General features: G+C 74.4%; 20 protein-coding genes and 1 pseudogene. 7 read left to right on the top strand and 14 right to left on the bottom strand.

What is annotated here, in order from left to right:
* Positions 1-68: 68 nt before the first annotated feature.
* The 3 genes and pseudogenes from AB0O07_RS09430 to AB0O07_RS09420 all read left to right on the top strand — a co-directional run.
* Positions 69-1,418: pseudogene (locus AB0O07_RS09430) on the top strand (MBL fold metallo-hydrolase); the annotation flags it as partial.
* A 51-nt stretch (positions 1,419-1,469) separates the two neighbouring features.
* The gene (locus AB0O07_RS09425) at positions 1,470-1,865 is read left to right on the top strand and encodes a rhodanese-like domain-containing protein (protein WP_365630330.1); all 396 of its coding nucleotides are present in this window, start codon (positions 1,470-1,472) and stop codon (positions 1,863-1,865) included.
* Positions 1,862-2,821 (top strand): sulfite exporter TauE/SafE family protein, encoded by a 960-nt coding sequence (locus AB0O07_RS09420; protein WP_365629513.1) that lies wholly within the window; start codon positions 1,862-1,864, stop codon positions 2,819-2,821. Before AB0O07_RS09425 ends, AB0O07_RS09420 begins: the two co-directional genes overlap by 4 nt.
* An 89-nt stretch (positions 2,822-2,910) precedes the next feature.
* Here the strand turns inward: AB0O07_RS09420 and AB0O07_RS09415 are convergent, their stop codons facing one another.
* Entirely contained in the window at positions 2,911-3,192 is a 282-nt protein-coding gene (locus AB0O07_RS09415; RefSeq protein ID WP_365629510.1) for a metal-sensitive transcriptional regulator, read from the bottom strand.
* An 82-nt stretch (positions 3,193-3,274) separates the two neighbouring features.
* On the opposite strand from AB0O07_RS09415, the gene AB0O07_RS09410 reads away from it, so the two are divergent.
* A complete protein-coding gene (locus tag AB0O07_RS09410) occupies positions 3,275-3,871 on the top strand; it encodes a rhodanese-like domain-containing protein (protein ID WP_365629507.1) in 597 nt (198 codons plus the stop codon).
* A gap of 223 nt (positions 3,872-4,094) precedes the next feature.
* Positions 4,095-6,011: a cellulase family glycosylhydrolase gene (locus AB0O07_RS09405; protein WP_365630327.1), complete on the top strand. Its 1,917-nt coding sequence runs from the start codon at positions 4,095-4,097 to the stop codon at positions 6,009-6,011.
* 75 nt (positions 6,012-6,086) lie between these two features.
* Here the strand turns inward: AB0O07_RS09405 and AB0O07_RS09400 are convergent, their stop codons facing one another.
* The 6 genes from AB0O07_RS09400 to AB0O07_RS09375 form a co-directional block, all read right to left on the bottom strand.
* Complete coding sequence (locus AB0O07_RS09400) at positions 6,087-7,079, bottom strand: transketolase C-terminal domain-containing protein (protein WP_365629504.1); 993 nt, start codon at positions 7,077-7,079, stop codon at positions 6,087-6,089.
* A complete protein-coding gene (locus AB0O07_RS09395) occupies positions 7,076-8,095 on the bottom strand; it encodes a transketolase (protein ID WP_365629501.1) in 1,020 nt (339 codons plus the stop codon). The genes AB0O07_RS09400 and AB0O07_RS09395 overlap by 4 nt, the downstream gene beginning before the upstream one ends.
* A 154-nt stretch (positions 8,096-8,249) precedes the next feature.
* A complete protein-coding gene (locus AB0O07_RS09390) occupies positions 8,250-9,647 on the bottom strand; it encodes an MFS transporter (RefSeq protein WP_365629498.1) in 1,398 nt (465 codons plus the stop codon).
* A 13-nt stretch (positions 9,648-9,660) separates the two neighbouring features.
* Positions 9,661-10,536: an NAD(P)-dependent oxidoreductase gene (locus tag AB0O07_RS09385; protein WP_365629495.1), complete on the bottom strand. Its 876-nt coding sequence runs from the start codon at positions 10,534-10,536 to the stop codon at positions 9,661-9,663.
* Positions 10,537-11,026: 490 nt separating this feature from the next.
* Positions 11,027-11,740, bottom strand: a complete 714-nt coding sequence (locus AB0O07_RS09380; RefSeq protein ID WP_365629492.1) for an FCD domain-containing protein — start codon at positions 11,738-11,740, stop codon at positions 11,027-11,029.
* Between the two features lie 238 nt (positions 11,741-11,978).
* Complete coding sequence (locus AB0O07_RS09375; RefSeq protein WP_365629489.1) at positions 11,979-12,875, bottom strand: SDR family oxidoreductase; 897 nt, start codon at positions 12,873-12,875, stop codon at positions 11,979-11,981.
* A 95-nt stretch (positions 12,876-12,970) separates the two neighbouring features.
* On the opposite strand from AB0O07_RS09375, the gene AB0O07_RS09370 reads away from it, so the two are divergent.
* Positions 12,971-13,543 (top strand): TetR family transcriptional regulator, encoded by a 573-nt coding sequence (locus tag AB0O07_RS09370; protein ID WP_365629486.1) that lies wholly within the window; start codon positions 12,971-12,973, stop codon positions 13,541-13,543.
* A 27-nt stretch (positions 13,544-13,570) separates the two neighbouring features.
* Here the strand turns inward: AB0O07_RS09370 and AB0O07_RS09365 are convergent, their stop codons facing one another.
* Entirely contained in the window at positions 13,571-14,170 is a 600-nt protein-coding gene (locus tag AB0O07_RS09365) for an isochorismatase family protein (RefSeq protein WP_365629483.1), read from the bottom strand.
* A 180-nt stretch (positions 14,171-14,350) separates the two neighbouring features.
* Between AB0O07_RS09365 and AB0O07_RS09360 the strand changes: the two genes are divergently transcribed.
* Entirely contained in the window at positions 14,351-15,250 is a 900-nt protein-coding gene (locus AB0O07_RS09360; RefSeq protein WP_365629480.1) for a UTP--glucose-1-phosphate uridylyltransferase, read from the top strand.
* 99 nt (positions 15,251-15,349) lie between these two features.
* Here the strand turns inward: AB0O07_RS09360 and AB0O07_RS09355 are convergent, their stop codons facing one another.
* From AB0O07_RS09355 to AB0O07_RS09330, 6 genes are all read right to left on the bottom strand, one after another.
* A complete protein-coding gene (locus tag AB0O07_RS09355; RefSeq protein ID WP_365629477.1) occupies positions 15,350-16,060 on the bottom strand; it encodes an HAD-IA family hydrolase in 711 nt (236 codons plus the stop codon).
* A gap of 19 nt (positions 16,061-16,079) precedes the next feature.
* Positions 16,080-16,709, bottom strand: coding sequence for a phosphatase PAP2 family protein (locus AB0O07_RS09350; RefSeq protein WP_365630324.1), 630 nt, complete (start codon positions 16,707-16,709; stop codon positions 16,080-16,082).
* A 146-nt stretch (positions 16,710-16,855) separates the two neighbouring features.
* Positions 16,856-17,791, bottom strand: a complete 936-nt coding sequence (locus AB0O07_RS09345; RefSeq protein ID WP_365629474.1) for a M56 family metallopeptidase — start codon at positions 17,789-17,791, stop codon at positions 16,856-16,858.
* Between the two features lie 116 nt (positions 17,792-17,907).
* Positions 17,908-18,558: a DUF5134 domain-containing protein gene (locus tag AB0O07_RS09340; RefSeq protein ID WP_365629471.1), complete on the bottom strand. Its 651-nt coding sequence runs from the start codon at positions 18,556-18,558 to the stop codon at positions 17,908-17,910.
* Positions 18,559-18,651: 93 nt separating this feature from the next.
* Positions 18,652-19,743: a Gfo/Idh/MocA family oxidoreductase gene (locus AB0O07_RS09335; protein WP_365629468.1), complete on the bottom strand. Its 1,092-nt coding sequence runs from the start codon at positions 19,741-19,743 to the stop codon at positions 18,652-18,654.
* Positions 19,728-20,414: a ThuA domain-containing protein gene (locus AB0O07_RS09330; RefSeq protein WP_365629465.1), complete on the bottom strand. Its 687-nt coding sequence runs from the start codon at positions 20,412-20,414 to the stop codon at positions 19,728-19,730. Before AB0O07_RS09330 ends, AB0O07_RS09335 begins: the two co-directional genes overlap by 16 nt.
* Between the last annotated feature and the right edge of the window lie 25 nt (positions 20,415-20,439).

Genomic DNA, 20,439 nt, shown 5'->3' with positions numbered 1-20,439 from the left:
AGGGTGAGGAAACCCGATACCCCCCGGGGTACATCATCGGGTACATCGTTCGAGAGGGGCAGTGAACCGTGTTCTTCGTGGACACCCTGGAGACCGAGGGCCTGGGAAACCGCAGTTATCTGGCCGGCGGACCCCGTACGGCGGTGGTCGTCGACCCGCCGCGCGACATCGACCGGGTCATCGCGGCGGCGGCCCGGCGCGGGGTGCGTATCGCGTTCGTCGCCGAGACACACCTGCACAACGACTACATCACCGGCGGCCTGGAGCTGGCCCGGGTCACCGGCGCGCGCTACCTGGTGCCGGCCGGGGCGCGGGTCGCGTTCGCCCGTACCCCGGCCGCCGACGGTGACACATTCGCGGTGGACGAGGGGGTGGTGCTCCGTGCGCTGGCCACCCCCGGGCACACCCCGCACCACACCGCGTATGTCCTGGCGGAGGGCGGGCGCGAGGTGGCGGCGTTCACCGGCGGGTCGCTGCTGATCGGCTCGGTCGGTCGCCCCGACCTGGTCGAGCCCCGGCTGACCGAGCGGCTGGCCCGCGCGCAGCACGCCTCGGCGCACCGGCTCGCCGATGAACTGGACGACGCCGTACCGGTGCTGCCCACCCACGGCTTCGGCAGCTTCTGTTCCTCCTCGCAGGCCGAGGGGGACGCGACGACCATCGGGCGGGAGCGCGCCACCAACGACGCGCTCACCCTGGACGTGGACACCTTCGTGCGGCGGCTGCTGGCGGGGCTGACGGATGTGCCCGCGTATTACGCGCACATGGCGCCCGCCAATGCCGCCGGTCCCGCGCCGCTCGACCTGACGCCGCCCCGGCGCGCGGATGCCGGGGAGATCGCCGAGCGGCTGGCGGCGGGGGAGTGGGTGGTGGATCTGCGGAGCCGGGTGGCTTTCGCCGAGGGGCATGTGGCGGGTTCGTTCAACTTCGAGGGGGAGGGCCGGCTCGCCACCTATCTGGCCTGGCTGATGCCGTGGGGCAGGCCGGTCACCCTGCTCGCCGGTACGGCGGAGGAGATCGCCCGGGCGCAGCGGGAGCTGGCCCGGGTGGGCATCGACCGTCCGGCCGCCGCCGCCACGGGGGAGCCGGGCGGCTGGATCGGGGAGGGCGAGCGGCTCGCCTCCTTCCCGCGTGCGGACTTCGCCGCTCTCGCCGGGGCGCGTGGGCGCGGCGAGGACCCGGTCGTCCTGGATGTACGGAGGGACGCGGAGCGCGCGGGCGCCTGGATCGAAGGCTCGGTCCATATCCCGCTCCACGAACTGCGCGGCCGTGCCGGTGAGGTGCCGGACGGGGTGGTGTGGGTGCACTGTGCCGGTGGGATGCGCGCGGCGATCGCGGCGTCCCTGCTCGCCGCGTCGGGGCGGGACGTGGTCGCCGTCGACGACGGCTTCGACGCCGCCACCGGGGCGGGGCTGACCCGTACCCGCTCCGAGGCCGCCGCCCCGGACGCCCGGCCGGGCGCCCCGGGAATGAGCGCCCGCACGGAGTTCTCCTCCCCGCACGGCGGCCCCGACCGCCTGCGCGTCGAACAGGCGCACCGGTCGGCCGGTCAGGGGGAAGTGGCCCTGCTCGATGTCCGGGAGGCCCCGGAGTGGGAGGCCGGGCATGCCCCCGGCGCCCTCCACCTGCCGCTCTCCCGGCTGACGGCCGGGGCGCCGCTCCCGGCCGCCGCGCTGGGCAGGCCGGTGACCGCGATCTGCCGCTCGGGCCGGCGTTCCGAGCAGGCCGCGTGGCTGCTCTTCGGACGCGGCGTCGAGGCCACCGATGTCGAGGGCGGCATGGCGGCCTGGGCGGAGGCGGGGCTTCCGGTGGTGGCCGGGCAGGACGGTTCCGACGAGCATGGCGGCGGCGGTGTCATAGCGTGAGCGCGCTGATCCTGGCCCTGATCTCCGGGGCCGTGGTCGGACTCGCGCTCGGTGCGCTCGGCGGGGGCGGCAGCGTTCTTGCGGTGCCCGCGCTGGTCTACCTGCTCGGCTTCACCCCGGCCGCCGCCACCACCGCGGCCCTGCTCATCGTCACCGCCACCTCGCTGACCGCCCTGTACACCCACGCCCGCGCGGGGAACGTCCGCTGGCGCGCGGGCGCCCTCTTCGCCGCCGCCGGACTGCTCCCCGCCGCCGCGGCCGGAGCCGCCGCTTCCCGGCTGCCGCAGCCCGTGCTGACGACGGCGTTCGCACTGGTCGCCGCCCTCGCCGCCGGGGCGATGCTCCGCCCCGACCGCACGGGGGCGGCCGCCGGAGCGGCCGCCGGAACGGTTGCCGAAGCGGCCGCCGAAGCCACCGAAGCGGCTGGCGACGAAGAGGCCGGAGTGGCCACCGAAGCGGCTGGCGGAGCGGTCGCCGAAGCGGTCAGCGGAACGGTCACCGGAGCGGTCGCCGGAACGGCCACCGGAACGGTCGACGGAGCGGCCGGCCGCGAGGCCGCCGAAGTGGGCGACCGCCCGGTGGTCCGTGAGGCGGGGTCCGTCAAGGTGGCGGGCGCGGGGGCGGGGCTGGGTGCCCTCACCGGGCTGCTCGGGGTCGGCGGAGGTTTCCTCGCCGTGCCGGCCCTCGTCACCGTGGTGGCCTTCGAGACGCGGGCCGCCGTCGGCACCAGCCTGCTGGTCATCTCGGCGAACTCGCTCGCCTCCCTGGCCGCCCGGGGGAACACCGCCACCACCGTCGACTGGGCGGTGGTCGCCCCCTTCGCCGGGGCGGCGATCCTGGGCGCCTGGGACGGCAGACGCCTCGCGGCGAAGGTCACCGGGCCCCTGCTCCGGCGCCTCTTCGCCGTCACCCTGCTGGCCGTGGCCGCTTTCATGCTGCTCGACGCCGTCATCTGACGGGCCGTGCGGTGGATCCGGCGGACCTCACGGTGAACGGTGATACGACGCCACCGCGCCCCGCTCCGGCCGCCCCGCGCCCCGGGGGCTCAGGCCAGCGAGAGGAACAGCTTCTCCAGCCGGGCGCGCATCTGTTCCCGGTCGCCGGACGCGGCCATGTCCTCGTCCGTCAGACAGTGTTCGAGCCCGGTGGCGATGATCGCGAAACCCGCCCGGTCCAGCGCCCGGGAGGCCGCAGCGAGCTGGGTCACCACCTCCTCGCAGTCCCTCCCCTCCTCGATCATCCTGATCACACCGGCGATCTGACCCTGGGCCCGGCGCAGCCGGTTGACCACCGTCTTCAGTTCCTCGGCCGCCATCGCCAGTTCCATGACCCACACTCCCTTTCGAGATACCCCCTTGGGTATCGCATCCATCGCAAGGGCAACCTTAACCAGGAAGGGGAAATTCCCCATGACGCCCACCGCCCCCACCACCGCCCTCACCGCCGACCAGGCCCATGCCCGCCTGGACCGGCTGACCGTCATCGATGTGCGCACCCCCGGCGAGTACGCCACCGGGCACCTCCCCGGCGCGTACAACATCCCCCTCGACCATGTCGGCACCGCCCTGCCCGCCCTGCGGACCGCCGCGGGCCGGGGCGATCTCCTCCTGGTCTGTGCCTCGGGGGCCCGTTCGGACACCGCCTGCCGACGCCTGGCCGGCCAGGGCATCGCCGCCGCCACGCTCACCGGGGGCACCACCGCGTGGACCCGGGCCGGTCACGCCACCCACCGCCCCGCGGACACCGGCCCCCGGACCCGTACCCCGTGGGCCATGGAGCGTCAGGTCAGGCTCGCCGCCGGATCCCTCGTGCTGGCCGGGCTGCTGGCCGGGGAGGTCTGGGGCGCGGCGCGCTGGCTCTCCGTGGCCATCGCCGGGGGCCTCGTCTTCTCCGCCGTGACCAACACCTGCGGCATGGCCGTACTCCTCGGCAAGCTGCCCTTCAACCGGCCGCAGCCCACCGACCTGGCGGCCACGCTCGCCGCCCTGGACCCGACCAGCGTCTGACCACCCCCTGACCAGCAATTTGGTCCGGCCGGGCCAACCGCCGGGCCAACCGCCCGGCCAGGCGCCAGGGTGCCGGCCCCGGACCAGGGCCCGGCACCCCGACGCCGTTCCGGCGGGCGGTGTCCGCACACGAGTGTCCGCACAACCGCAGCGGCGGGGGCGACCGGTGGGTAATATCCGGCGGAGGTTGCTCCCGCGCTCACTCACAGAGGGCCGAATGCCGATGCCGATATCCGGATTTGTCAAGTACCTGACAGTGGCGGCATCGGCGGTGCTGCTGATGGGCGCGCTGCCCGGGGCCGCCACCGCCGCGCCCGAGCCGTCCACGGACCCGGGGGCGGTGGCCGGCACCGTGGCGGGGGAGTGGCAGCCGCCGCTGTCGACGCGGGGACGGTACGTCGTGGACGCCGACGGCGACCGGTTCCGGCTGAAGTCGGCCAACTGGGACGGCGCGCAAGGGTCCTGGAACGGCAGTGGCAGCACCGCCGACCCCGCCAACCACCACGCCGGGCAGAACTCCTCCGGCATCCCCCTCGGCCTCGACCGGGCCGCCCTGCCCGACCTCATGGCCGACTTCCGCGCCCTCGGCATCAACAGCATCCGGCTCTCGTTCTCGAACGAGATGATCCACACCACCACCCCGGTACCGGACGCCGCCGTCGCCGCCAACCCGGAGCTGCGCGGCAGGACACCGCTCCAGGTCTTCGACGCCGTCGTCGCCGCACTGACCGGCGCGGACTTCGCCGTCATCCTCAACAACCACACCAACACCTCCCGTTGGTGCTGCGGCATCGACGGCAACGAACGGTGGAACAGCAGCCAGACCACTCAGCGGTGGGCCGACGACTGGGTGTTCATGGCCCGCCGCTACGCGGCCGACCCCCGCGTCGTCGGCGCCGACCTCTACAACGAGGTGCGCCGGGACACCCTGAACGACCCCAACTGGGGCCGGGGCGACAGCAATGACTGGTACGCCGCCGCCCAGCTCGCCGGGGACCGCATCCTCACCGAGGCCGACCCCGACCTGCTGATCGTCATCGAGGGCATCAACTGGACGGGCCTCCCCGTGGACGGGCTCCCGCACGGGCGCCCCCAGCTCACCCCCGTACGCACCCTCTCCCACACCCTGGTGGCCTCCGGCAAGCTCGTCTACTCCGCCCACTTCTACGGCTACACCGGCTCCCGCCACAGCGGCGCCACCGGCATCGGCGAGACCAGCGACCCCCGCTACCAGGACCTCACCCGCGAGGAGCTCTTCCGGACCCTCCACGACGAGGCCTTCTACGTCGCCGAGGAGAGCGGGCAGCACTTCACCGCCCCCGTGTGGATCAGCGAGTTCGGCGCTGGCGCCAACGAGACGGGGGCCGCCGCCCGCACCTGGTTCGGCAACATCACCGACTACTTCGCCGACCACGACGCGGACTTCGCCTACTGGCCCCTCGTCGGCTGGGAAGGCCACGACGACTGGTCCCTGCTCCGCTACGCCCCCGACGGCCGCCGCTCCGGCCTCCTCGACCAGGCCGACTGGCGCGCCACCGGCTGGCACCGTCTGATGTCCGCGCCGTCCGCCACCGGACCCGTCGCCGCACCTCCCGTCTGGCGCCAGCTCGCCACCGACCACGGCGACCATGTCGCGTCCCTGCGCACCCGCGCCACCGGCGACTGGGCCCCCGGCGCCTCCAAGGCCGTCTGCCCCGACGGGCTCCGGCTGGCCGGCCTGGGCCACACCTCAGGACGCGGACTCTGCACCGATGTCACCACCGGCGAGCTGCGCGCCCCCGACGGCGCGCACACCGTCGTCACCGACGAGCGCCATGTCCCGCAGGGCGGCGACTGGGCCTCCGGCTACACCAAACTCCAGTGCCCCGCAGGCCAGTTCCTCATCGGCTACGCCCACCGGGGCGGCCGGACGGCGGCGGCCCTCTGCGCCCCGGCCCGCACCGCCCTCGGCGGCTCCGGCCGTACGGTCTGGTTCGACCGCTCCGACAACCGCCCCGCCGGCGCGCGGGGCGGCGACTTCGCGGCGTACGACTACAAGGGCCAGTGCGCCGACGGCGAGTACGCCGCGGGCATCGCCTACACCACCCGCCTCGGCAGCAACCCCGGCCCCGCCGCCCTCCTCTGCCGCAGCGTGACCTGACCCGTCTCGCCCCGGTGCGGCGGCGCCCCCCTCCCGGCCCGGGAGGGGGGCACCGTCACACGCCGGGGCGCGGGGTCAGAGCGCGGCCAGGACCGTCTCCACGACGCGGTCCGTGGCGAGGCCGTAGCGGTCGTGGAGGGTGGGCAGGGCGCCCGCGGCGAGGAAGGCGTCCGGGAGGGCGACCGGGGTGACCTGGATGCCCAGCCCCTGCCGTACCACCGCCGAGGCCACCGTCTCGAAGAGGCCGCCGATCACCGTGTGGTTCTCCAGCGTCAGCGCGAGACGGTCGCCCGCCAGCTCCCGCAGGACCGTCCGCTCGTCGAACGGCTTCAGCGTCGGCGTGTGCACCACCGCCGCGTCCACCCGGTGCTCCGCCAGCCGCTCCGCCGCCTGGAGCGCCCGCATCGTCATCAGCCCGCTGGAGACCAGCACCACATCCGCCCCGCCGCGCACCACCGCCGCCTCGCCGAGCCGGAAGGTGTAGTCGTACTCGTCCAGGACCCGTGGCACCCTGCCCCGCAGCAGCCGCAGATACGTGGGCCCCTCGTGCGCCGCGAGCTGTGGTACGGCCTGCTCGATGTCGACCGCGTCGCAGGGGTCCACGATGGTCAGCCCCGGCATACCGCGCAGGATCGCGACATCCTCGGTGGCCTGGTGGCTCGGCCCGTACCCGGTGGTCAGCCCCGGCAGCCCGCCGACCACATTGACGTTGAGGCCGGGCTCGGCGATGTCCAGGCAGAGGAAGTCGTACGCCCGCCGCGTCGCGAAGACCGAGTACGTGGAAGCGAACGGCACCAGACCGGTCTCCGCCATCCCGGCCGCCGCGCCCAGCAGCAACTGCTCGGCCATGCCCATCTGGTAGAAGCGGCCCGGGTGCGCCTGGGCGAACACGTGCATATCGGTGTACTTGCCGAGGTCGGCGGTGAGCCCGACGACCCTCGGGTCCCGCTCGGCGAGCGCCGCCAGGGCATGGCCGAAGGGCGCGGGGGTGGTGCGCTGCCCCGGATCGGCGAACGAGGCGATCATCGCCGAGGTGGTGGCGCGCTTCGGGGAGGCGGTGGTGCTCATCGGGCCGGGGCCCCTTCCTGTTCCGGTACGGCTTCCTGCGCGGCCTGTACGGTCTGTGCGGTCTCCGGTACGGCGCCGGTGGCGCCCTCGGCGGTGGCAGCGGCACCGGCGCCGATGGCGGCACCGGCGGCCCCCTCGTACCGCCCCCGGTACGTGTCGAGCTGCGTCCGGCACACCCCCCACTCGTCCGCGTCGATCCGCATGAAGTGCGCCTTCTCCCGCGTCTCCAGCAGCGGCACGCCCCGCCCGATCCGCGTGTCGCAGAGGATCACCGACGGCGGGCCCTCCGGCCGCGCCCGCTCCGCGACCGCGTCGAACGCGTCGAGCAGCGCCGCCACGTCGTTGCCGTCCACCCGCCGGGTGAACCAGCCGCACGCCCGCCACTTCTCCTCGACGGGCTCGATCCGGAGCACGTCGTCGGTGTGGCCGTCGGCCTGGAGCGCGTTGATGTCCACCATGACGGTCAGCAGGCCCAGCCGGTGGTGGGCGGCGCCCATGGCCGCCTCCCAGGTGGAGCCCTCGTCCAGCTCCCCGTCGGAGACGAAGGTGAACACCCGCTCGCCCCGGCCCTGGTGGCGCAGGCCGAGCGCGACCCCCACCGCCACCGGGAGCCCGTGCCCCAGCGAACCGCCGGAGATCTCCATGCCCGGGGTGTACGAGGCCATCCCCGACATCGGCAGCCGCGACGCGTCCGTGCCGTACGTCTCCAGCTCGGCCACCGGCAGGGTGCCCGCCTCGGCGAGCGCCGCGTACAGGGCGATGGCGTAATGCCCGGTGGAGAGGAGGAAACGGTCCCGCCCCGCCCACTCCGGGTCCTCGGGCCGCAGCCGCATCTGGTCGAGATAGGTGACGGCCAGCATGTCCGCCACGCCCAGGGCCTGGCCCACATACCCCTGTCCCTGGGCCTCGCCCATGGTCAGGATGTGATGGCGCATCCGGTGCGCGCCCTCCTGGACGCGCCGCACCCGGGCGCCGGTCGTCCCCTCCGGTGCGGCGGGGGGTGTCTCTGTCGTCATGGTGGTGTCCGCGCTTCCCGCACACCCGCGGGTGTGCCTGAGATCGTTCGGTCTGCCTGGAGCAGGGGAGAGGGCGGGAGACGCCCCCTCGGCAGGGGGTACGGGGCCGGGGCCGGCCGGTGGTGGCCGGGCGGCGGGCGGCGCGGACACGGCCTCACCCCACCCGGGCCGGGGCGGGCGCCGGGGCCGGGGCCCGCTCCCCGGCGAGGGCCGGCGCGGTCTCCGCGCTCAGCAGACCCGCCACCGTCGAGACCACCCCGAGCAGGACCAGCAGCGCCGCGGGACCGGCCCAGCCGATCCACCCGTACAGCCCGGTCGCGGCGAACGGCAGCGCCCCGGCCACCAGGGAGGCCATGTTGTAGCCGAGCGAGATACCGGACGAGCGCACCTCGGGCGGGAACTGCTCGGAGAACCAGGACGACTCGACGGCGAAGATGGGGTCATGGCTGAGCAGCAGCGCCAGCGACACCGCACAGACGATCATCACGGTCGCACCGGTGTTGACCAGCAGGAAGAGCGGCACCCCGAAGGCGATCGTGAAGACCGAACCGAAGAGGAAGACCGCCCGGCGGCCGATCCGGTCCGACAGCGCGCCGAACAGCGGGTGGCTCAGCAGCCCCAGCGCCGAGCCGACGATGGTCCCGGTCAGCACCTCACCGCTGGGCGCGATGTCCGCGAGGACGACGTACGAGAGCACGAAGCTGGTGGTGATGTAGTAGCCGCCGGTCTCCGCCAGCCGGAGCGTCATGATCCGGAGGATGGTGCGCCATTCGCGGCGCAGTACGTCCAGCGCGGGCGACTTGCGGATCCGTCCGCTCTCGCGCATCTCGGTGAACTCGGGGGACTCCGCCACCCGCAGCCGGATGAAGAGCCCCACCGCCACCATCACCACGGAGAGCAGGAACGGCACCCGCCACACCAGGTCGCCGGTGAACAGCGCGTCACTGGCGAGGAAGACCCCGTTGGCGAGGAGCAGCCCGGCCGGGATGCCGATCTGCGGTACGGCCCCGAAGAACCCGCGGCGGCGCGGCGGCGCGTGCTCGACCGCCATCAGCACGGCCCCGCCCCACTCCGCGCCGAAGCCGATGCCCTGGACGATACGGAGCAGGATCAGCAGGACCGGGGCGATCACACCGGCCTGCGCGTACGTGGGGAGCACCCCGACGAGCACGGTGGCCAGCCCCATCACCGCGAGCGACCAGTTCAGGACGGTCTTGCGGCCGAGCCGGTCGCCGTAGTGCCCGGCGAGATAGCCGCCCAGGGGACGGAAGAAGAAGCCGACGGCGAGGGTGGCGAAGGAGGCGAGAACGCCGACGAGTTCGTTGTCGGCGTGGAAGAAGGCCGAGCCGAAGTAGGCGGCGGACGCGGTGCCGTAGATGAAGAAGTCGTAGCTCTCGACGGCGCTGCCGATCATCGAGGCGACGGAGACCTTGGTGGCCTCGCCGCCCACCGGAGCGGAACCCCCGGCCCCGCCCGCCTTCCCGGTGTCTCCGGAGTCTCCGTCAGTGCCGGTGTTTCCGCCGGTGCCGGTGTTTCTGTCGTGGTCGTTCATGGCGTCCGTCTCCTCAGCCGTGGTGGGCGCCGGGCGCCGCGCGGAAGGTCTCGACGACACGGGAGTCGTCGCGGTCGGTCAGGCCCGCCTCGGCGGCGAGCAGGAAGCGGCGGCGGGCCGCGTCGAGCAGCGGGGTCTCGGCCGCCGAGGCCCGGGCGGCGGCCTCGACGAGGCCGCTGTCCTTGACGAAGATCCCGACGGTGCTGGTCACCTCCACATCGGTGCCGAGCAGCATCCGCGGACCCCGGTCGGAGAGCATCCAGGAACCCGCGGCGCCGCCCTCGACCAGCGGCAGCACGTCCTCGGGCCGGAGCCCCAGCCGCTCGGCCAGCGCCAGCGCCTCGCCCGCCGCGGCCAGATGGACCGAGCAGAGATGCTGGTTGACGACCTTGACGGCCTGCCCGTCCCCGAGCCCGGCCCCCACCTCCCGTACGGTGCCGAGCGGGTCGAGTACGTCCCGTACCGCCGTGAGGTCCTCCGGCGCCCCGGCGGCGAAGAGCGTCAGCTCGCCGGTACGGGCCCGGGCCACCCCGCCGGTGACGGGCACGTCCACCACCCGTACCCCGGCCGCGCCGAGCCGGGCGCCCTCGGCGCGTACGGCGTCCGGGCCGACGGTGGACATCACCACCCAGCACCCGCCGGCGACCCCGGCCGCCAGCGCCTCGTCCACCAGGGCGGCGAGCTGCTCCGGGGTCGCGACCATCACCACGGTGACGTCGGCGGCCGGGGCCTCGGCATAGCGGGCGGCGGTGGCGAGACCGGCGGCGCGGGCCCGTTCGCGGGCGGCGGGCAGGGGATCGACGCCGGTCACGGTGTGTCCGGCGGCCAGCAGACGGGTGGCCATCGGCAGACCGATGGCGCCCACGCCGACGAAGACCAGGGAAGGCATACGTACTCATTTCGGCAGGGCCGGCGCGGACGCGTCCCCGGAGGGGCGCGGGCGGCGGCGTCGAGACGGTGAGGCGGTGACGTGTTCGGGGCCGTCCCGTCCCGTCCCGTACGGCACACGCGGGCGCGGGGGTACGGACGGAGGGGCGCGGGCGGACGGCCCGGCCGGCGGTGACAGGGGTACGGCGTGGAGCGCACCCGGCGGCGGGGCGGTGGCCCCGGAGCCTGCTCCCGGGGGCGCGGGGTGGGCGACCGGGGACCAGGGCGGGAGGGCGTGACAAGAAGGGCGTGACAAGAAGGGCGTGACAGAAAGGGGGGAGGGCAGAAGGGGGACGGTGCCCGGCAGGAGCCGGTGGTCCGGCGAGGGCGTAGGCGTCGGCGAGGGCGTCGGTCCGGGCCGGGTGGGCCTCCGACGCCGAAGTCCGACGCCGAAGCCGGACGCTGCGGTCCGACAACGGGGATCCGGCGCCGGGCCCCGGAACCGCTCCGGGTCAGCTCTCCGACGCGGGCCGGGGTTCGCCGGTCAGCCGGGCGAAGACGGTGAAGTGGCGGCGCATGGCCTCCCGGGCGGCGGCGCCGTCCCGGGCGTGCAGCGCGTCCACGATGCCGTAGTGCACGGTGTCGATGATCCTGTTCTCCCCGGGCGGGAGCGGCAGTTGGGCCACCGCGAACCGCCGTACCTCCATATCGCTGCGGAGCACATGGCCCAGGGCCTCGTGCATCAGGTTGAAGACGGGGTTGTCGACGATCAGGCAGAGCCTGCGATGGAATTCGAGGTCCGCCTCCAGCGCCCGGGTGTCGTCCCCCTCGGCGGTGGCGGCGACCATCTCGTCGGTGAGTTCCCGCAGCCGGTCGACGTCGTCCGCGTCGGCGCGCCGCGCCGCGGCCTCGGCCAGCGAGAGCTCCAGCATCTCCCGGGCGCCGCGGAACTGGTCCTGGCGGAGATGGCCGAGTTGCTCGGAGAGGTCGAAGTAGAGCTGGACGAAGGTCGCGTCCGGGACCCGCAGATACGAGCCGCGCCCCTGGGTGCGGTCGAGGAACCCCAGCGCCTCCAGCATCGAGAGCTGTTCGCGCAGGGCGCCCCGGCTGATGTCGAGCCGTTCGACCAGCTCCCGCTCGGTCGGCAGCCGCAGCCGGTCGGTGCCGCTCTCCGCGGCGGCGAGCCCCGCCAGTTCCTGCACCAGCCGCGCCGGGTCCATACCCATGTGATCCACCTCCTCGTGGATTGGTTTGACCAATGCGAGAAAGTTAAGGGCATGTTGCCCGGACGGACAAGACATTGGTACGACTTTTCTTCGGCGCATCGCCCGTCGCGCCGCCCGTCGCATCGCCTGTCGCACCGCCCGGCGCATCCTCCGCCGCACCGTCCGGCGGGTAACCGCAGGGGGCCGGCGCCGCCGCGCGGCACCGGCCCCCTGGGCCGTTCTCCCCTTGCGCCGTACCTCAGGCGCGGAAGTACGCCCCGGCGTCCAGGTCCTCCAGGAGGGTCGGGCCGCCGGGCGCCCAGCCGAGGAGCTGCCGGGTGCGGGCGTTGGAGGCGGGCATGTCGGCGGCGAAGAAGCGGCCGAGGAAGCCGAAGTGCGCTTCCGCGTCCTCCGGTGCGATCGAGACCGTGGGGAGGCCGAGCCCGCGCCCGATGGCCCCGGCGATCTCCCGGGCCGGGACGCCCTCCTCGCTCACCGCGTGGATCCGGGTCCCCGCCGGTGCCTTCTCCAGCGCCAGCCGGACGGCCTGGGCGGCGTCCGTACGGTGGACCGCCGGCCAGCGGTTGGCGCCGTCGCCCACATATCCGGCGACCCCCTTCTCGCGGGCGGTCGCGACCAGCAGCGCGATGAAGCCGTGGTCGCCCGCGCCGTGCACGGTCGGCGCGAACCGCAGCGCCACCGGGTGGACGCCGTGCCCGGCGTACTCCAGGGCCAGGTTCTCGCTGCCGCCCCGGGGCGAGTCGGGACCGTCGAACGGCGACCTGTCCTCCTCGTCCGCGATCCTCCCCTCGGCCAGCCCGGCGAGCCCGGCTGCCACGAGCAAGGGGCGGCCGGATCCGGCGAGGGCGTCGCCGAGGGTCTGTACGGCGGCCCGCTCGGCCCGGTCGGAGACGCCGGGGTGGACGAAGTCGTGCTTGTTGGCGAGGTGGATGACGCCGTCGGCGTCGGCGGCGCCCGCCGCGAGGCCGTCGAGGTCGTCCAGATCGCCCCGGCGGACCTGGGCGCCGCGCGCGGCGAGCGCGGCGGCCGAGGCGTCGGAGCGGGCGAGCCCCACCACCTCATGGCCCGCGGCGAGCAGGTCGTCGACGGTGGCGGAGCCGATCCAGCCGGATGCTCCGGTGACAAATACGCGCATGACGAGGCTCTCCTTGACTGATGTCAGTCACTGATGTCAGTGACTGCCGTAACTGTACTGCTGATGTCTGTGACTGTCATCGATAGAGTGGCGGCATGGTGCGATGGGAGCCCGGGGCGCGGGAGCGGCTGCGGTCGGCGGCGATGGAGCTCTTCGTCAGCCGGGGGTACGAGCGGACGACGGCGGCGGACATCGCCCAGGCGGTGGGCCTCACGGAACGCACGTTCTTCCGCCACTTCGCCGACAAGCGCGAAGTCCTCTTCGGCGGTCAGGAACTCCTCGAACGCTCCCTCCTGGACGGGGTGGCCGCGGCGCCGCCGGACGCCTCACCCCTGGCGATGGTCGAGTCCGCGCTGGTCACGGCGGCGGACTTCTTCCCGGCCGACCAGCGCGAGCACTCCAGGCAGCGCCAGACGGTCATCGCCGCCAACCCCGCGCTCCAGGAACGCGAGCTGCTGAAGCTGGCCCGCCTCGCCCGGTCCGTCGCCGCCGCCCTCCGCGCCCGGGGCGTCCCCGGGACGACCGCCGGGCTCGCCGGGGAGACCACGCTGACGGTGTTCGGCGCGGCCTTCCAGCAGTGGATCGCCGAGGGCGAGGAGCGCACCTTCCTCGCCCTGGCCCGCGAGGTGCTGGACGACCTGACAGCGATGGCCCACGGCACGCGATGACCCGCCGGGGCCGCCGCCCCCCCCGCCTCACGCCAGGACGACCGGCTCCCCGGTCAGCGTCACGCCCGCCGCCCGCAGTTCGGCCAGGGCCCGGCCGGTGGAGGCGGCGGCCACCCCCGCCGTGTAGTCGAGCAGGACCCGCGCGGCGAAGCCCGCCCGTACCGCGTCCAGGGCGGTGGCCTTCACACAGTGGTCGGTGGCGATGCCCACGATGTCCACGTCCGTCACCTGCTGCGCGCGCAGCCACTCGGCCAGCCCGGTGCCGTCCTCCGTGGCGCCCTCGAAGCCGCTCTTGGAGGCGGAGTGCGCCCCCTTGTAGAACACCTCGTCGACCGCGCCCTCCCCGGCCCCGGTGACCGGGGCGAAGGCCGGGTGGAACTCGCTCCCCTCGGTGCCCGCCACGCAGTGCACCGGGAAGGAGTCCTGGAAGTCCGGGTGGTCGGAGAAGTGCGGCCCGGGGTCGTAGTGGTGGTCCCGGGTCGCGACCACCCGCGTATAACCGTTCCCGGCGCGGTCGCGGACGAGCCCGGCGATGGCGGCGGCCCGGTCGGCGCCGCCCTTCACCGGGACGCTGCCGCCCTCGCAGAAGTCCTTCTGTACATCGACGACGATCAACGCCGAACCCATGGCCGCTCCTTCCTCATGGGGTCCCCGCACGGGACCCCGGGACCCATGGGTGCCCTTCCCGCCGTGCGGGAGAGCGGCGGGTTCCGCTCATTCACCCGACCGCCCGCCCACCCCGCTCCCCGGCCGTCCGCTCCTGGTTGACTGTCTCCGGACCCGTTCCGAACAGGAGAGTGCGAACCGATGAGCGCTTCGATGATCCGCAGGGCCGTGATCCCCGCCGCCGGGCTGGGCTCGCGCCTGCTGCCGCTGACCAAGGCGACCCCGAAGGAGATGCTGCCGGTCGGCGACAAGCCGGTGATCGAGCACACCGTGCGTGAGCTGGTGGCGTCCGGGATCACCGACATCACCATCGTCGTCTCCGGCGGCAAGTCCCTGATCCAGGACCACTTCCGGCCCAACCCCGCCCTGGTGGACCAGCTCAGGGCCGACGGCAAGACCGCCTACGCGGACGCCGTGGAGGAGGTCGCCGAGCTGGCCAGGCAGGGCCACATCACCTATCTGGACCAGCACGGCCCGTACGGCAACGGCACCCCCGTTCTCAACGCCGCCCGGAACTTCGGCGACGAGCCCATGCTCGTCCTCTGGCCCGACGACGTCTTCGTCGCCGAGGTCCCCCGCGCGCAGCAGCTCATCCGCGCGTACGAGGCGACCCGCTGCCCGGTGCTCGCCGTGCTCCCGATGGAGCCCGCGGACTCCCAGCGGTACGGGGTTCCCGTCGTCAAGGAGGACTTCGAGAACGGCCTGCTGCGCATCACCGGCCTGGTCGAGAAGCCGAAGCCGGTCGACGCGCCCTCGGCGTTCGCCGCGATCGGCGGCTATGTCATCACCCCCGGCATCATCGACGAGCTGCGCGAACAGACCGCACGCTGGTACGAGCACCGCACCGGCGAGGTCTATCTGACCGACGCGGTCAACGCCTACGCCGCCACCCGCGCCGTCTACGCCCAGGTCATCCAGGGCCGCTGGTACGACACCGGCAACCCCGCCGACTACCTGGTCGCCCAGTTCGCCTCGGCCCTCGCCCACCCCGAGTACGGCCCGCTGCTCCGCCAGCTCGCCCGGGACCTCGACGAGAGCTGACCCCCCGGACCCGGGCCCCCGGAGACCCGCGACGGCGGGGGCACGCCGTACCACCGGACATGCCCCCGCCGCACCCGTTCGCCCCGGCCGTCAGGGCCCTTACGGCAGCGGACCCGCGCCCGCCAGGCCGATCACCGGGCGCAGCCCCGCCGGGCGCTCCTCCACCGGGAGGTGGTCCACGAAATGGACCGAGCACCCCAGCTCCGCCGCGCCGCCGTCCGCGCTCCGGTCGTCGCCGACCATCAGGACATCGTGCGGATCCTGCCCCAGCTTCTCGCAGGCGATCCGGAAGAGCCGGGCGTCGGGCTTCTGGATGCCGTGCTCGTAGCTGAGCACATACGCGTCCACGAACGCGTCCAGGCCGTGCGCGCGGAAGACCGGCCGCAGATCCCACCCGATGTTGCTCACCACGGCGATCCCGGTCCCGCCGCGCCGCAGCGCGGAGAGCACCTCGGCCGCGTCCGCGTACGGGCGCCAGGCGTCCGGGGTCATATGACGGTCGTACAGCGCCTCGTACAGGTCGGGCCCGGGGAGTTCCACCTGCCGGGCCAGCCCGGTGTACGCGGCCCGGTGGTGCGCGGCGCTCTCGTCGCGGGTCGCCCAGAGCTCGGTCAGATCCGGCGGCACCTCCTGCGGGGAGGACCCGCCGGGCAGCGCCCCCGCCACGGCCAGCCGCATCGCGTACCGCCGCACCTCGACGGGTGATACGGCGACACCCGCCTCGTCGAGCACGGCGCGGAGCCAGGAACTCGCGGACTCGACACGGAAAAGGGTTCCGGAGAAATCGAAGAGCACACCCTTGAAGGTCATGTACCCGATCCTTCCCGCGTTATGGCGTCCGGGACAAGGTCACGCGCCTGAACAGCGAGATCGAGAGAGTGACCAGCGCGGCACCGAGCAGCCAGCCGCCCAGGACATCCGAACTCCAGTGCACCCCCAGCCACATCCGGGTGAACCCCACGCCGACGACCGACACCACGGCGACGGCCACCGCCGTACCCCGGGCCCACCGCGCCGTGCTCCGGCGCCACACCAGCCACACCACCAGCCCGCAGGTGACGGTGGCGGTCAGCGCGTGCCCCGAGGGGTAAGCGCCGTACGGGGCGGTGGCGACCGGATCGGGCCAGTGCGGACGCGGGCGCCCCACCGCCCACTTCAGCCCCTGCGACAGTCCGGTGCCCAGCGCGCTCGTGGCGATCACCCATACCGCGAGCAGCCGTTCACGGCGCCACCACAGCGCGACCACGGCCACCGCCGTCACCAGCCGCATCGTCCAGGGATCCCAGACCCAGTCGGTGAACACCCGGTTGACCCGGGTGAGCCCGGTGTCGCCCACCGCCTGCCGGTGCAGCCCCTCCGCGACGGTACGGTCGAACGCCATCAGCGGCCCCCACCGTACGGCCACCAGCAGCGTCACCACCACCGCGGCGGCGGTCAGCGCCACGGCCGTCCGCTCCATCGTGAACCGGCGGGCGGGAGCGGGGGAGGGGGCAGGGGAAGGGGCGGGGGCGGCGGGGGCCCCGGGGCCCTGAGGCGGAGACGGCGTCATACGGGAATCCTTGCCGACCCGGCCGGGCGTCCGGCGCCCGACCCGCGTGGCGCGGGTCAACGCAGCGCGGGCAGCGCCGGACCGAAGGCGATCAGCAGCGGCACCACCGGGACCAGCGCCCCGGCCGCCGTCAGCCGCAGCCGGCGCGCCGCCGTCAGCCGGGGGACCGGCGTCAGCAGCCGGTTCACCCGCTGCGGCACCTGCGCGTCCGGAGCCGTCCCCGGGCCGAACACCCCCCGTTCCTCGTTGAGTTCGACCAGCGCGAGCGCGATCGTCAGCCGGCCGAACCGCCGCGAAGCGACATCGTCCGCCGCCAGCTCGACCAGCCGGTGCATCTCGTCACGGAACGCCGCGAAGACCGGCACCTGCGGGAAGCCGTTGGCCAACGCCCCCGAGCAGTGCAGCAGCCAGTCGTGCCTGGCCCGCGCGTGCCCCTGCTCATGGGCGAGTACGGCATCGAGCTGACGCCCCTTCAGGCGGCGCAACGCGGCCGTGGTGATGACCAGTTGGGGCGCCGCCCCGGGCAGCCACCAGGCGCCGGGCCGCTCGCCCTCCAGCACCACCAGCGGCTCCGCCCCGCGCTCCTCACCGGGCAGCACCGGGGCCCGTACGAGCAGTTCCCTGCGAGCCTGGCGGCGCCTGCGGCGGGCCCGGTGGACCTCCCGGGTGAGCATCGCCGCCGTCCACACCCCGCCGCCCGCCAGCAGCACCGCCAGCACCCCGGACCAGGGCCGGCCGGTTCCGAAGGCGTACGCCTCCACGACCCCCCGGGGCGCGGGCGCGAAGACATGGCCCCTCACCGCCAGCCAGGCACTCGCCGCGCTGAAGACCATCGAGAGCGCGAAGCAGAGCAGCACCGCCGCGACCACGCACTGCCAGACCCAGAGCGCCACCACCGGCTCCCGCTCGGGCCATTCGGCGCGCGAGAGGATCCGCGGCGCGACCACTGCGGCCAGCACACCGAGCAGCAGCAGCGCCAGGGAGACCATCATGGCCCCAGGGTATGAGGGGCGCGCCGCCCGCGGATATCACTTGGGCCGGCAAAGTGACCCACGACACGTTTCGATGCGGAGGCGGCCGCTCCGCGAAGGGGGTGAACCCGCCGAAATCAGAGCGTGAGCAGCATCGCCAGCATCCCGAGCCCCATCGCCAGCCGGCAGGCGGGCACCAGCTCGGTACGGTCCGCCCAGCCGGCCGGCCCCCAACTCCGCTGTCCCGCACCCGAGATGGCCCCGGCGGCCACCGGACCCTCCGGAACGGGCGGCGGCAGCAGCCGGGCCCCCGCCCCCAGCACATACCCCGCGTAATAGACCAGCAGCGCCCCGGTGACCACCGGCACCCCGGCCGCCCCGTGGCCCGCGTGCGGTCCGCCGGGCGCGGGCCACGCGGCGGCGGCCATCGCTCCCGCCATGTAGACCATCGTCAGCAGGCCCACCAGATGGTGCGACCGGTGCGCCGCACGCACGCGGCGCACCGGTCCCCGGGCCGCTACCAGTACCCGTACGGCGGCCCCGCCGAAGACCGCCCCGTACACCGGCCAGACCCAGCTCGGCGGGGTCACCACCGACGCGGGCACCGCCATCGCGGCCATCCCGAACGCCATCAGCGCCTCGCCGCCCACCGCGCCGTGCCGGTCCCCGTCGCGGGAGCGTGCGGTCCCGCCCCCGGGACCCGGCCGGCCCAGCCGGAGCAGGCAGTACCCGCCGGCCGTCGCGCAGAGCGCCACGAGCAGCCAGCCGGCCGTCGCCGGTCCGTGCACCCCGGCACCTCCCCCGATCGGCGCTGTCGCCGGAGTGATGCCCCGCACGCCGGGGTGCGCAGACCCGCGCAGAGGAACACGGGGGGCGCTCGGCTACGCCAAGGCCACCGGCTCCGGGCGTTCGCACCCGCTCGCCACCGGCAGCGCCCGGCCCTCCCGCGCCGCGTCGAGGAGCGTCAGCATCACATCGAGCACATGGCGCGCCACCTCGGCGGAGGCCCGGTGCGGGCGCCCCTCCGCGAGCGCCGTCGCCAGATCCGCGAGCCCCGTACCGCGTCCGGCCCCCGGGTATCCCGCCGAGACCGGCAGCGGCTCCCAGCCGCCCTCGGGGCCGTGGAACTCCACGGGGCCCTCGAAGTGGTTCGGGTCCGGTACGGAGAGGGAGCCGCCCGTGCCGTGGACCTCGATGCGCGGCAGCCGGGCCGCATGGACGTCGAAGCTCATCAGCAGGGTGGTGAGCGCCCCGCCGGCGTGCCGGAGCACCCCGCTGACATGGGTGTCCACCTCCACCCCGAACCGCTCGCCCGCCCGGGGCCCGCCACCGATCTCGCGCTCGGCGCGGGGCCGGGAGGCCGCGCCGGTCACCTCGGTGACCGGGCCGAGGAGATGGACCAGGGCGGAGAGGTAGTACGGGCCCATGTCGAGCAGCGGCCCGCCGCCCGGCCGGTAGTAGAACTCGGGCGCGGGGTGCCAGCGTTCGTGTCCCGCCGTGGTCATGAAGGCCGTCGCGGCGACCGGCACCCCGATCAGCCCGTCGTCCACCGCCTTGCGCGCCGTCTGGACGCCGGTGCCCAGCACGGTGTCCGGCGCGCAGCCGAGCCGGAGCCCGCCCCCACCGCCCCCGGAAGCGGCGGCGAGCAGCGCGTCCGCCTCCTCCCGTGTCGTCGTGAACGGCTTCTCTCCGTAGACATGCTTGCCCGCCGCCAGCGCCGCCAGCGCGACCTCGGCATGCGCCGCCGGCACCGTCAGATTGAGCACGGCGTCGACGTCGTTCCTGGCCACCAGCTCGGCGACCGAGCCGACCGCGACCGCCCCCGGCACCCGGGCCGCCACCGAGGCGGCCCGTCCCGGATCGAGGTCGGTGACGGCGGTCAGGGCCACGTTCCGCAGCCGTGCCAGGGTCTCCAGATAGGCGCCGCTGATCGTGCCCGCGCCCACCATGCCGATCCTCAGCGGCTCGCCCACAGCAGCCCCCTCTCGGTGAGGGTCCGCACCTCGGGCACGTCGAAGTCGTCCGGCTTGTGGCCGATGGTGGAGACGAAGACCCGGCCGGCGCCCCAGCTCCTGGTCCACACGGCGGGCACGGTGACCGGCGTGGACCGCTCCTCGTCCGCCGCGAACCCGACCGTGGCCACCACGTCGACCAGCGGGTCGGTGGCCACCCAGTACTTCTCCGTACACACCCGGAACGGGCCCAGGCCCGCGATCACCGGATGGTCCGCGCGGGCCGCGACCGGGGTGACCTCGTGGTCGAGGAAGCCCTCCGGGTGCATGAGGAACTGGCCGCCGGTCAGCAGGTGGTAGCCCAGGTCCCCCCGGAAGGAGTCGACGATCCCGCCGTGCCATCCGGCCAGCCCGGTCCCGGCCCGTACGGCGGCGGCGAGCCCCGCGCTCTGCTCCGGGGTGATCTCGCCCATCGTCCAGCACTGGACCACCAGATCGGTGGCGGCGAGCAGTTCGGCGTCGGCGTAGACGTCGAGGGTGGCCGAGGTCCGTACCTCGTAGCCGTGGGCGCGGAGGAAGGGCAGGAACAGCTCCGTGGTCTCCACGGGGCGGTGCCCCTCCCAGCCGCCGCGCACCACCAGCGCCCGCCGCGCCCCGGAGCCCCCGGCCCCGCCGGATGTCTCGGATGTCACCGTGTCGCACTCCCCTCGGTATGCG

Origin of the sequence: Streptomyces sp. NPDC093085 (assembly GCF_040683935.1) — a bacterium.
Lineage (GTDB): Bacteria > Actinomycetota > Actinomycetes > Streptomycetales > Streptomycetaceae > Streptomyces.
Note: the sequence above shows the minus strand (reverse complement) of the source record. Positions and strands in the feature narration are given on the sequence as shown.